The sequence below is a fragment of the Gemmatimonadaceae bacterium genome (assembly GCA_037721215.1).
In the GTDB taxonomy this organism is placed as follows: domain Bacteria; phylum Gemmatimonadota; class Gemmatimonadetes; order Gemmatimonadales; family Gemmatimonadaceae; genus UBA4720.
Genome location: JBBJNV010000012.1, coordinates 1 through 12,588, shown reverse-complemented (window position 1 = coordinate 12,588; position 12,588 = coordinate 1). Strand labels below are relative to the sequence as shown.

Below are 12,588 nucleotides of genomic sequence, written 5' to 3'. Positions count from 1 at the left end.
TAAGGAGCGAGTATCACGCCCTCATGCCGAAGGTCGCCATGCTGAAAGGTTTCTCGCTTTGCAGTAGAGCCGAGTTAGAGTCATGTTACCTGTACATACCATCAACCTTTTGGAGTTCCCGTGACACGATCCCGCGCCCTGGCAGCTGTTGTAATTCCGGCTTCTGTAATTCTCGGAATGTTTGCGTGCAGTGATGGAACATCGCCGGGCCGAACGGTTTTCGGCACGCCTTTAACTGTGGGCAACGGAACCGCGCGCACCTATGTGGAGCTTTCCTCGGACGGCGTACCGCTCAGCATCGGGGTGGGCCTCTCCGAAACGGCGCTCGCCGGGCTGCCTGCAGCGAGCACCGAGTTCGCGCTCCCGCTTCCAGCCGAGGTATCGGTTGCCCCCTACGATCATGCCGTCTTGAACTGGCAACCTACCGGACATCCCCCCGTGGCAATATTCACGGTTCCGCACTTCGACGTCCACTTCTACATGATCACTCAAGCAGAGCGCGCGGCAATCAGCCCGGCTGACCCGCAGTTCGCCGCCAAGACAGCGCTCACCCCCGCAGCAGAGTTCATTCCCGCCGGTTACAACCGGGACCCGTTTGCAATACCGCGCATGGGCGTGCACTGGGGTGACCCGACCGCGCCTGAGTTCAGCGGCCAGCCATTCGGGAAAACTTTTATTTACGGGTCGTGGGATGGTGCGTTCCATTTCACCGAGCCGATGGTTACCAAGGCATTTCTGGAGGCAAAGCCGGCTATGGAGGTCAGTGCGCTCAAGCTGCCGGCGCGCTACTCAAAACCGGGTTACCAGCCGACTTCCTACGCCGTCGGCTACGACCAGGCAGCAAAAGAGTACCGGATCGCCATCAGCGGGTTGGTCCGCCGGCAGTAGCGGCGAAGTTGCCGGTCTGAGGTTGTCGGACCAGGGAACGTGACGGCGCCCTGAATCAGCGGCGTGCCGGCTGCGAAGCATTACTCGCTTCCAGCCTGCGCGCCGAGCCAGCAGGCGCGAGCTTCGGATTCAAGCCGAGCCTCGCGAGAAGGCGCGGATAGCCTGGGCTGGCTCTCAGGCCCGAGAGCATGGGGGCTGCGTGAAGTCCGATCAGAGTCGGGACATCCAGTTGTGCTTTCCCCAGGATGGCAAACGCCGAATCCATGTGTCCCGACATCGCCTCGTACAATGCAACATTGATGCGGGAGCGGGGGTCGGTTCCACCCCGCTCGAGCAAGCGAACGATCGAGTCCGCATCGGTTGACCGGTGCAGCCGCCGGAGTGTGTACGCAAGAGCCGGCCTTACGCCTGGAAGCGTTGGCGCCTCTCGATGTGCCTCCTCGAGTAAAGGAAGTGCCTCGGCCCAGCGGCCATTGGATGCTTCCATCGCGCCCAGAAAGTAGTGGGCAAGCGGATTTCGCGTCGCGATTTCCAGCGACCGGCTCAGCTCGAGCCGGGCCGAATCGAATTTGTTCTGCTGTACAAGTATGATCCCGCGGTTCGTGTTGGCCACAGGAAGTAATGGATCCAGGGCGAGTGCACGCTTGTTGGCTTCCATCGCCTCATCTGTGCGAAGCTCCATCATGAGAAGCAGTGAGTAGAAGTGGTGGGTGGAGGCGGAGGCCGGGTTCAGTTGCAGCGCACGCTGGAAAGAAACTTCCGATTTAGCGAACGACATGCTCGAGGCAAGCAGGAAACCAAGAGATGCGTGCGCCTCAGCCAGAGACGGATCGAGCTCGATTGCCCGTGTCGCCGCAGTCATTGCTTTAGCAAGCGCCTCGTCGGACCGCATGTACCCATAGTTCGACATGTTGATGTATGTGTTTGCGAGCCCCGCATGCGGCAACGCAAACTGCGGGTCTCGCTCGATCGCCTTCTCGAAGAGGGTGATCGCGCTCTGCAGTCGGTCGTGCGTTCGCTGGTTCCAGTTGTGGGTGCCGCGTAGGTAAAGGTCGTATGCCTCTGCATCCTGAATCGGGCGCTTCGCCTGCTGAGTACGCTCGACCGGCGCCGGAGACTCATTATTGAGTACGGCGAAGATGGCAATCGCGAGCACAGCTCCGGCGGCGGTGGCGGCAACGCGGGTCCGACGCAAGCTTGGCGACCATCGGCTGACGCGATGGGCGCGCAGATCTGCAGCCAGATCCGCCGCCGACTGATGCCGGAGCGCAGAACCTTTCTCGAGACAGCGCATGATCGTCATCGCATACGCGTCGGACAGGGCGGGGCAGAAAGCTTCTATGGATTCCGGCGCATCATGCCGAACCTGATAGACGAGCGCCTCGCCAATTTCGCCGCGAAACGGGCGGACTCCCGCGATCATCTCGTACAGCACGACACCGAGCGACCAGATATCCGAGCGATGATCGACTCCCACACCGCGCGTCTGTTCGGGACTCATGTAGGCTGCGGTGCCGAGTGCGGCTCCCGTCTTCGTCAGGGTCTGAGCCCCTATCTTTGCGATACCAAAGTCGAGAATGCAGGCGCCGCGATTCGTGAGAAGAATGTTCTCGGGCTTGATGTCGCGATGCACGATACCGCTCGCATGCGCTGCGGCGAGGCCTTCAGCTATCTCGATTCCGATTCTGATCGCGTCAGCGATCTCGAGTCGACCGCGGGCGATGCGCTCACGAAGCGTTTCCCCGGGATGGTAGGCCATGGTGATGAAAAGACGATCGTCATCGGTGCGGCCTATCTCGTATATCGCGATGATGTTCGGATGGTCAAGCCTGGAAGCGGCGCGCGCTTCTTCCGAGAATCGGCGAATGGCAGAGGGATCCGAGCTCAGAGATTGCGAAAGGAGCTTTATCGCTACTTCGCGCCCGAGCGTCGGATCGCGAGCGAGATACACGACACCAGTCGCTCCGCGGCCGAGTTTGCTCACGATCTCGTAACGACCGATCCTGTCTGGCTCCGAAGCCTTGTCTGACGCGTCTATCAGTGCACTCGCGCGAGTGCGGTCCAGTCCCTGAAGAAATCCGGCCCCGGCATCGTCGCTCGAGAGCTTGGCATGGTTCGCAAGCAGCCGCCGCACCTCCGCGCTCACTGCGCCATCTGGATGCGAATCCAGCAATGCATCGATCCGCTCAGGTGGTGTCTCCAGTGCGATGATGAAGAGGTCTTCGATGGATGTCCAGTTCACGGCGACTCGCCGCGCAGGACGTCATAAAGCCAGGCGCGGGCGAGCGCCCAGTCCGATTTCACCGTACGCGGCGAAACGCCAAGCGCGGCGGCTACATTTTCCACCGTCATGCCCCCGAAAAAACGGCACTCGACTACTCTCGCCTGCCGGGGATTGCGCTTCTCCAGCTCAACGAGCGCCTGGTCGAGCTCGAGAAGATCATCCCCGTACGCATCCACGCTGCCGGTTTGCTCGTCGAGCGTAATAACCGTCGCGCCCGCGCCTCGCTTTGCGGCACCCCGTCGCCGTGCCGCCTCGATGAGAACCTGTCGCATGGCCCGCGATGCGGCGGCGTAGAAATACGCGCGGCCGTGAATGGTTACGCCGTTGGCGGCTGCGAGGCGGAGGTAAGCTTCGTGCACGAGGTCCGTCGTCTGCAGAGTGAATCGGTCGTGCTCACGCGAGAGCTCGCGGCGGGCGAGCTCTCGCAGCTCGTCGAAGATGCGTGGCACGAGCACATCGAGCGGAGGAAGAGCCGGGGAATCTGTGTCCGTAGCGGCTTGCTCGGGTCGGAGTCTGGTATCAGGGGTGGCTGCATATAGTACGCTCTGCCTGGAGAAACCGCACCCTATAAGGTCTATAGGCCTCGAGCTCAGGTGTGACGGTGAACCGATTCGGTCTGCGTGGATATGGCTGGAACGAGAACCAGCCGGTACAGACCGGCCACATAGGTGAGCATGGAACCGGTACATAGGTGAGTTCCGGTCTGGCGGCAGTCGGTGGGTCACAACTGATCCTTCCGGCTGCGGGGCCGTTTAGCTGTCGGCTGGCCGGCCGGGGCGGAAGAGCGTGCCTCGGGCCGGATGGCTGCCAGCTGATAATCAAAAGCTCGAAGCCGGGGCCCCAAGCACTCAGTTCCGCATTAGCCGGGCCCCGACTGCCTAACAGCCGTCAGCCGGAAGGATTTGTTGGGCTAGGTCCAGACCCTTCCCTCCCCCCAACCAGACTCACATGTTTGGTCTCCCCCAAGCCAGGTACGCATCCCGATGAATGTCTCCGCTCTCGCCCGTGTCGCGCTCGCGACGCTTGCAATCTGTTCCTCGCTACAGGCGCAGGATTCTACCCCTCAGGCCGAGCCGGCCGCGGACAAGATCACCGACCGCTTTACGCTCAAGCAATACCTCGACCTCGAGGATGTGCAGGACCCGCAGCTCTCCCCTGATGGCAAGTCGATCATCTACACCCGCCGTTGGGTCGACAAGATGAACGACAAGTGGGAATCCTCTCTCTGGATAATGAACGCCGATGGGAGTCGGAACCGTTTTCTTGTGAACGGGTCAGGTGCGCGCTGGTCGCCGGAGGGAACCCGGATTGCGTATTTCGCAGACGGCACGCCGGGTGGTACGCAACTGTTCGTGCGATTCATGGATGGGCAGGGGGCTCCGACGCAGATCACTCGCGTCAACGAAACGCCTTCCGAGCTGCAGTGGTCGCCGGATGCGAAGACGGTGGCGTTCAGGATGCTGGTGTTGTCGCGCGATCCCTGGAAGATCGACATGCCGGCCGCGCCCAGGGGCGCCAAGTGGACGGAGGCGCCGCGCGTCGTCACACGTCTTAACTACCGGCGCGACCGGCAGGGATTCATCGACGATGGCTACCGGCACCTCTTCGTCGTGCCGGCCGATGGCGGCACACCGCGTCAGGTGACGTCGGGCGAGTGGGACCATGGCGACCCGCACTGGACGAATGACGGAAAATCGCTCGTGTTCGCCGCGCTGCGAATTGAGAATGCAGACTATGCGTGGCGCGAATCCGAGATCTACTCCACAGACGTCGCGACCGGGGCGATCAGGCAGCTCACCAATCGCAAGGGGCCGGATGCCAACCCGATGCTTTCGCCCAACGGCCGGCTCATCGCGTACACCGGCTTCGACTCGACCAACGCGACATGGACCGACTCCAAACTATATGTCATGAATCTCGATGGCTCCAACCGCCGAGTGCTGACTGACAAGCTGGACCGCTCGCCGCAGGGGCTCATGTGGGCGCCAGACGGGAGCGGAGTCTACTTCAATGTGGAAAACGAGGGTTCGCGCAACCTGTACTTCGCCACACTTGCGGGCGGCACGCGCGTGGTGACAAAAGGGGCGCACGTGCTGACCGTGAACGCAGTCGGCCGCGCGGGTACGGCGGTGGGTACGGTGACGAGCTTCCAGCGTCCCAACAACATCGTTGTCTTCAACGTCAGGACGCCCGCGCTGCGTGAGATCACAGACGTAAACAGTGACATACTCGGCGGCAAGAAGCTAGCGACCGGCGAAGAGCTGTGGTACACCTCGGTGGACGGCTACAGGATCCAGGGCTGGCTGATCAAGCCTCCGGATTTCGACCCGAGCAAGAAGTATCCGCTCATTCTTGACATCCACGGCGGCCCGCATTCGATGTACAACGTCGGCTTCAGTTTCGCGCGCCAGGAGCAGGCCGCGAGCGGGTACGTTGTGCTGTACACCAATCCGCGCGGCTCGACTGGTTACGGCAGCGCCTTCGGCAACGCCATCAAGAACGCCTATCCGGGAAAGGATTTCGACGACCTCATGGCCGGCGTCGACACCGTAATCGCCCGCGGCTACATCGATCCGAAAAATCTCTTCGTGCACGGATGTAGCGGCGGTGGCGTGCTGACCGCCTGGATTGTAGGACACACCAATCGCTTCGCCGCGGCATCGTCCAACTGCCCGGTGATCAACTGGCTGAGCTTTGTGGGCACGACGGACGGCTCGTCCTGGTACCGCAACTTCGAGAAGCTTCCGTGGGAGGATCCGGCCGAGCATCTGCGTCGATCGCCGATAATGTACGTGGGGAACGTCAAGACGCCGACAATGCTGATGACGGGCGTGCAGGACCTTCGGACGCCGATCTCGCAGACGGAGGAGTTCTATCAGGCGCTCAAGATGCGCAAGGTGCCGACGGCGATGATCCGGTTCAATGAGGAGTGGCACGGGACGAGCTCGAAGCCGTCCAATTTTTTGAGAACGCAGCTGTATTTGAAGAGTTGGTTTGACAGGTGGAGCACGAAAGCGCAGACCGCGGTCAAGGTGGGCGGGTAGGAGTGCTGCGCCAACAAGTGATCTAACGGTCCCGCGCTCCGTGGAGTCCGGGCATTGTAAAGCCGGCTCCATCGAGCTCGCCGATGAGTGCGGCGTTCTGTTCGCTCGTGAGCTCCACGAGTGGGGGCCGCAAAGTGGTCCACGATGCATCCCTGCTGTGATGCGCGATCGCAGCCTTCAGCGCGGAAATCATCGGATACCTCGCGAAGATGCCGCGAACTTCATTGAGTCGCAGCTGTTGGGCGTCCGCGTCTGCCGCCTGCCATGTCGCGAAAAGCCGCGCGATCGGCCCCGGGTTTACATTGGCTGTAGCGCTGATGCACCCGGCGCCACCGTGGCGCAAACCCTGGAGCAGGAAAGTCTCAGCTCCCGGAAATACGTCGATGCCATCCGCTGCGAAGTTGTCGATGTAGGCCTTCGTGTTCTCCCAGTCGCCGGAGGAATCCTTGATGCCCGCAACTGTCCCCGGATACACCTTGAGCAGCCGCTCGATCAACGGAAGCGTTATCGCCACCTGTGAAACCGGTGGGATGTTGTAGAGATATATCCGCAACCGCTGGTCGGCCACGCGCTCGATGACCTCGGCGACATTTCTGAATAGCCCTTCGTCGCTCACGCCCTTGTAATAGAACGGCGGCAGCATCAAGACGCCGGCGCAGCCAAGTTTTGCAGCATGCGTCGTGAGCCGCACCGAATCAGGGAATGCGCAGCAACCGGTGCCCGGCATCATGCGCGCGGGATCCACGCCGTCGCTGACGAGCTGGTCGAGAAGCTCGAGCTTCTCTTCGACAGAGAGCGAATTCGCCTCTGAATTAGTCCCGAACACAGCCAGCCCAACACCTTTGGAGACCAGCCAGCGGCAATGCCTGGTGAGTCGCTCCGAATCCGGAGAGAGATCGGCTCTGAAGGGTGTAACAACGGGCGAAAGTATACCGGTGATTCGATCCATTCTGCCGATCAGTGGTGATTTTTGTCCAACCGCCTCGTCCTATTCCTCGGCCATGAAGGGGTAGGCGTAATCGAGCGGCGGCGAAAAAGTTTCCTTGATGTTTCTGGCGCTCACCCAGCGTGTAAGGTTGAGCTTGGAGCCCGCCTTGTCGTTGGTCCCCGATCCACGTGCACCACCAAACGGCTGCTGTCCGACCACCGCACCCGTCGGCTTATCGTTCACGTAGAAATTGCCGGCCGCGTTGCGTAGCGCCACCGATGCGTTCCGAACCGCAGCGCGATCACGCGAGAAAATCGCGCCGGTCAGAGCGTACGGCGACGTACGGTCGACGAGCTCGAGCGTCTCTTCCCACTTGGCATCCGGATACACGTGCGCGGTCACGACCGGGCCAAAAATCTCCTCGCACAACAGCTTGTAACCGGGATCGCGGGTTTCTACGAGTGTCGGCTCGATAAAATAGCCGTCGTCGCCACGTACGCCGCCCCCGGCAATGATCTTTGCATTGTCCCGACCATGGGTGACATACTCGCTAATCTTGTCGAATGAACGCTTGTCGATCACGGCACCCATGAAATTCCGGAAGTCGGTGATATCTCCCATCTTGATATCAGCCATGATCGCCACCGTGCGGTCGCGCACCTCGGGCCAAAGCGACTCCGGCACATAGACCCGGCTTGCCGCCGAGCATTTCTGACCCTGGTATTCGAACCCGCCACGGGCAATCGCGACTGAGAGCGCAACTGGATCAGCCGATGCGTGGGCAACGATGAAATCCTTGCCGCCAGTCTCTCCAACAATCCGCGGATACGACCGATAGTTCGACATGCTCGCGCCAATGGTCTTCCACATATTGTTGAAGACACTGGTGCTGCCCGTGAAGTGAACGCCAGCCAGATCCCGGTGCGCGAGCAAAGTATTCGAGATCATCGCGGCATCGCCGGGCACGAAGTTGATGACGCCGGGTGGAAGCCCCGCTTCCTCTAGAAGCTTTATCAGATAGTAGGCGCTGGGCATCGCACTCGACGCCGGCTTCCAGATCACTGTGTTGCCCATCAGTGCAGGTGCCGTCGGAAGATTGCCCGCGATTGACGTAAAGTTGAACGGCGTCACCGCGTAGACGAAGCCTTCGAGGCCCCGATAGTCGAGCTGATTCCACATCGTGTGATCGCTCAGCGGCTGTTCGTCGTAAAGCTGCTGCGCATACGCAGGGTTGAAACGCCAGAAATCGATCAGCTCGCACGCAGCATCGATCTCGGCCTGAAATGCGGTCTTCGACTGGCCGAGCATCGTCGCTGCGTTGATGGTCGCGCGCCAGGTGGTGGTCAGCAACTCGGCGGCCTTGAGAAACACCGCGGCGCGATCTTCCCATGACCAGTTGGCCCAGTCCCGTGCTGCATCGCGTGAAGCCGTGATCGCCTGTTCGACATGGGACGCATCGGCCTTGTGCCAGTCGGCGAGGACGTGGCGGTGGTTGTGCGGCATCACCGAGTGCGCGATGTCGCCGCTTCTGACCTCTTCGCCGCCGATGATGCAGGGGATGTCGATGCGTTCAGCGGCCATGGAGACGAGGCGCGCCTTGAGCTCAACTCGTTCGGGAGAACCGGCGGCGTAACTCTTCACCGGCTCGTTCACCGGGACCGGGACGCGGCGGTTGCCGTTGAAGCCGGACACCTGATGCGCAGGCGATGCATGATCAGGCGTGGCAGCGATGGCCTGCTCCTCCTTTCCGTTGTTCGTCGCGGGTTTGGAAATGGCTGGGCGGAGAGTTGAGGCGGACATGTGTGAATCCTCAGTCGTGATGTTGGGGCTGATGCTCAAAGATACGCCGAGGATGGTGGCGGGCGAAGGATAGGCCGCGGTACCGGCGTGAGACTTAGCTTTCATGAGTGAAACCTGTAATGCTGATACTTTCGCTGGTGATGATGGCGGCTGCATGTGAGCCTGCACCCGTTGTCTGGGAAGACCTGACCGGCGGTGCTGCACCAGGGGAGCCCGGCAACGGGCGGAAAGTGGCAATTGTTCCCAGTGAGCGGGCTTGTCTGGCATCGGTACGTGCGGTGCAGAGTGGTCGCGCGACATTCGCGGTCTGGTGGGATGCGCGGCCCGACAGCAGCGCAGTCCTGATGCTCGCCCGATCGACCGATGACGGCAACGGGTGGGAGCCGGCTGTCGCCGCAGATACGACCGATCACAGCGCGCGGGGCTGCAGCCGCTTTCCGCCGGCAATTGCAGCGGACTCGGCGAGCGGATACGTGCATCTCGCCTATTTCGTCGAGCCCGCTCAGGGGCCCGGTCTTTTCTACGCGCACTCGATGGACGGCGGTCGGACCATGCATGCACCAGTGCCAATCGTGTTCGGCCGTAACCCGTCGCGGGTAAGCATGGCGTCGAGCGGCGAACGTGTGGCGCTGGCGTACGAGGATCCGAACAGTGTCAAGCCGAGTATCGGCTTGGCGCTGTCACGGACGATGGGGCATATCTTCGAGGAACGGGTGAGGGCATCGCCTGAGAACGTGCGGGCGAAGCAGCCGGTCGTTGCCCTCGAGGGCGATTCGATAAAAGTGTGGTGGAGTGTTTACTCGGCGAACCCGGCCGTGAGTGCGACGCGGCCGGGGTACAGAATGGGGCGGTGGCAGTGATTGGGCGGACGACAGGAACGAGTCCAAGACCTTCCGAGAATACCGGAGCGCAGATGACTGTTGAGAACTTTGCATCGATCACGCCTGTCGACACACGATGACGGCCACCCGGTGCTTCCGCGGATCCTGCCAATCCAAGCTTGGGGCGATGCGGTAATGACCCGATTCCTCGGCGCGCACACGATCAACAACGGCGGCGTTCACATGGCGGTCAAACGCGCCGGCAATTCCGGCATGACCGCCATGCAGCTGTTCACCGCGATCCCCAAGTACTACAACGAAAAGATCTCCATCAAGCCGGAGCGCGTCGAGCGATTCCGAGCGGCGCTTGCCGAGACGGAGATCCGGCCGGAAAATATAGTCGTGCATGCGGCGTACGTACTGAGCGTGGCGACGCCTGACGACGCCAAGTGGGAACGCGCCGCGAATGGACTGGCGAAGGAACTGGAGCGGTCGAGCGCGCTGGGTGCCGGTGCAGTGTGTTTTCACCCCGGTTCGGCGGGGGAGAGCGAGAGATCGGAAGCGGCAAAGCGTATTGCCAGAGCGATCGTGCAGGCGTTGCAGTCGGTGGATTCGGGTACGAGGGTCTTGATTGAGAACACCGCTGGCGCCGGGCGCACCATGGGCCGAACGGCGGAAGAGATCGCCGATATTCTGTCGCACGTCCCGAAGGCACTTCGAGAGCGGACAGGGTACGGTCTCGATACCTGCCATCTCTTTGCATCCGGATATGACATCTCCGCGTCGAAGAAAGGGCTGACAATGATGCTCGATGGCTTCGAGGAAATCATTGGAGAAGCGCCTTCGTTCTTTCACCTCAACGACAGTGAAGGGGCGCTTGGTTCGAACAAGGACCGGCACATGCTGATCGGCGAAGGTGAGATTGGCGAAGATCCATTTCACTGGCTGATGGCCGACGAGCGCTCGGAGGGAGTGCCGCTGATTCTCGAGACTCCGCAGCAGAACTACGACATAGACGATGAGGATGCGACGGCCGATCCGTTCGACGTGCGGATGATGAAGCTTCTCCTCCCCTGAAATATCCGGTTTTCCCTCTTGCATTCGGCAGTCGTGGCTATACTTTGCCTCGCGAGACGCGTACCGGTGCCGACGTAAATCAGCGGCCCGATTCAACCACCAGGAGAAGCGATGGCAACTGCGAAGAAGAAGAGCTCGGCGAAGACGTCGTCCTCGAAGTCAACTGCGAAGAAGTCAACCGCGAGCAAGTCGACCGCGAAGAAAAGCTCTGCAGCGAAAAAAGCTCCCGCGAAGAAATCGGCGACCAAGCGCGCACCAAGCGCGGCATTCATGAAGCCGATGACACCGAGCGCAGAACTTGCCGCCGTAGTGGGGTCAGCTCCGCTTCCACGCACCGAAGTCACGAAGAAGCTCTGGGCCTACATCAAACGGAAAGGGCTTCAGGATTCCAAGAACAAGCGCATGATCAACGCTGATGATTCACTCAGGCCGGTATTCAACGGGACCAAACAGGTATCCATGTTCGAGATGACCCGGCTCGTAAACAAGCACCTTAAGTAGCAAGCACCTTGGCTGTCGCGTCGAACAAGGGGCGTGCCCAAAAGGCGCGCCCCTTGGCACAGCGCTCAACGCTGCGCCGATTCTGGGAGAACTCCAAGCCGCTGCTGAGCGCTCTCATTTTTTTCATTTTTCTCCGGACCTTCATCGTCGAGGCATACCGGATTCCGTCAGGCAGCATGATACCGTCACTGCTGATTGGCGACTGGCTGTTCGTCAACAAGATGGTGTACGGGCCCAACATCCCGTTTACCGATATCAACCTGCCTGGCTACGACCACCCCGAGCGCAGCGATGTCGTGGTCTTCAGGTCGCCCCCCCAGTCCGACCAGCCGTGGGATCCGAATCCCACGCTCGTTAAACGTCTGGTCGGCATGCCCGGGGATACGATCTTCATGAGGAAAGCGTTGCTCCACGTCAACGGCATTCCCCAGCGCCAGGGATTTGCTGCAGGGCAGGAGGAGAACGCGTTCGATTCGGTCGATCCGCTTTTCGACTGGCAGAAAGGCGTGGGCCTCAGAGCGTCCCGCTTTGGCGTGGCACCGGCGCAGCCCACCCATGACAACTGGGGCCCGATAGTCGTGCCCGCGGGTCACTACTTCATGATGGGCGATAGCCGGTACAATTCCAAGGACAGCCGCTACTGGAGCTTTGTGCCACGGGCAAACGTTCGCGGGCAGCCGATGTTCGTTTACTACTCATACAATGCCGACGACAGCGACCGCCCGCTTCCGTTCATCACCGACATCCGATGGGGACGAATCGGACACTGGATTCGGTGACCGCGGCTATTCGGAAACCACGGCAAGCGCCCTGGAAAAGCTCGAGTCGAAGGTCACCGCGCGGCGCTGCTCATCCACTCTGTAGTCGGGATCAGTGACGATGTACCGGTCGCCTACACGGAGAATGTGAACTTTTCGCCCGGGTGCGTCGTCGTTCATTGCTCTGCCATACGCGGACGCTGCCCGGGCGCACACAACCGGCTCAGTGACGGGCCGGATATCGCGTGACTTTACCTGCTGCACTCCGTACACGGCGATTGTCTGGCGGGAATTTTTATCCTTCCGGCGCATCAGCGATGTGAACAGCCGCTGATTATAGCGGGACGTTGGATCCGATCTCACGCAACCCGGTGCAGGGTCAGACGGGAAGGCTACCGGGCTCAGCGCGAGAATGGGTGTTGCCGCGACGAGAGCGGCGATCCAGAGACGAGTGTGCATGGTCATACACGACTGCCGCGGGCGGCCT

At 61.0% G+C, this 12,588-nt stretch carries 11 protein-coding genes; 6 read left to right on the top strand and 5 right to left on the bottom strand.

The window, feature by feature from the left end; all coding sequences use genetic code 11:
- The first annotated feature begins 120 nt into the window (after positions 1-120).
- Positions 121-888 carry a DUF5602 domain-containing protein gene (locus tag WKF55_07915; GenBank protein MEJ7759507.1) on the top strand — a complete coding sequence of 256 codons (768 nt, stop codon included), beginning with the start codon at positions 121-123 and terminating at the stop codon, positions 886-888.
- Positions 889-943: 55 nt separating this feature from the next.
- Here the strand turns inward: WKF55_07915 and WKF55_07910 are convergent, their stop codons facing one another.
- Positions 944-3,130 carry a protein kinase gene (locus WKF55_07910; protein ID MEJ7759506.1) on the bottom strand — a complete coding sequence of 729 codons (2,187 nt, stop codon included), beginning with the start codon at positions 3,128-3,130 and terminating at the stop codon, positions 944-946.
- Positions 3,127-3,621, bottom strand: coding sequence for an ECF-type sigma factor (locus WKF55_07905; protein ID MEJ7759505.1), 495 nt, complete (start codon positions 3,619-3,621; stop codon positions 3,127-3,129). The genes WKF55_07910 and WKF55_07905 overlap by 4 nt, the downstream gene beginning before the upstream one ends.
- A 534-nt stretch (positions 3,622-4,155) precedes the next feature.
- Here WKF55_07905 and WKF55_07900 point away from each other — a divergent pair.
- Positions 4,156-6,216 (top strand): S9 family peptidase, encoded by a 2,061-nt coding sequence (locus tag WKF55_07900; GenBank protein MEJ7759504.1) that lies wholly within the window; start codon positions 4,156-4,158, stop codon positions 6,214-6,216.
- Between the two features lie 22 nt (positions 6,217-6,238).
- On the opposite strand, the gene WKF55_07895 is transcribed toward WKF55_07900, so the two are convergent.
- Complete coding sequence (locus WKF55_07895; protein MEJ7759503.1) at positions 6,239-7,165, bottom strand: dihydrodipicolinate synthase family protein; 927 nt, start codon at positions 7,163-7,165, stop codon at positions 6,239-6,241.
- A gap of 39 nt (positions 7,166-7,204) precedes the next feature.
- Complete coding sequence (pruA, locus tag WKF55_07890; GenBank protein MEJ7759502.1) at positions 7,205-9,049, bottom strand: L-glutamate gamma-semialdehyde dehydrogenase; 1,845 nt, start codon at positions 9,047-9,049, stop codon at positions 7,205-7,207.
- 2 nt (positions 9,050-9,051) lie between these two features.
- Here pruA and WKF55_07885 point away from each other — a divergent pair, with 2 nt between their 5' ends.
- The 4 genes from WKF55_07885 to lepB all read left to right on the top strand — a co-directional run bounded on the left by WKF55_07885 (position 9,052) and on the right by lepB (position 12,122).
- Complete coding sequence (locus tag WKF55_07885; protein MEJ7759501.1) at positions 9,052-9,804, top strand: sialidase family protein; 753 nt, start codon at positions 9,052-9,054, stop codon at positions 9,802-9,804.
- A gap of 156 nt (positions 9,805-9,960) precedes the next feature.
- On the top strand, positions 9,961-10,842 hold the full coding sequence (locus WKF55_07880) for a deoxyribonuclease IV (GenBank protein MEJ7759500.1): 882 nt from the start codon (positions 9,961-9,963) through the stop codon (positions 10,840-10,842).
- 111 nt (positions 10,843-10,953) lie between these two features.
- Positions 10,954-11,343, top strand: coding sequence for an SWIB/MDM2 domain-containing protein (locus WKF55_07875; protein MEJ7759499.1), 390 nt, complete (start codon positions 10,954-10,956; stop codon positions 11,341-11,343).
- Positions 11,344-11,396: 53 nt separating this feature from the next.
- Positions 11,397-12,122 (top strand): signal peptidase I, encoded by a 726-nt coding sequence (lepB, locus tag WKF55_07870; GenBank protein MEJ7759498.1) that lies wholly within the window; start codon positions 11,397-11,399, stop codon positions 12,120-12,122.
- Positions 12,123-12,128: 6 nt separating this feature from the next.
- On the opposite strand, the gene WKF55_07865 is transcribed toward lepB, so the two are convergent.
- Positions 12,129-12,588: hypothetical protein (locus tag WKF55_07865; protein MEJ7759497.1), on the bottom strand; the 460-nt coding region annotated here is incomplete at its 5' end.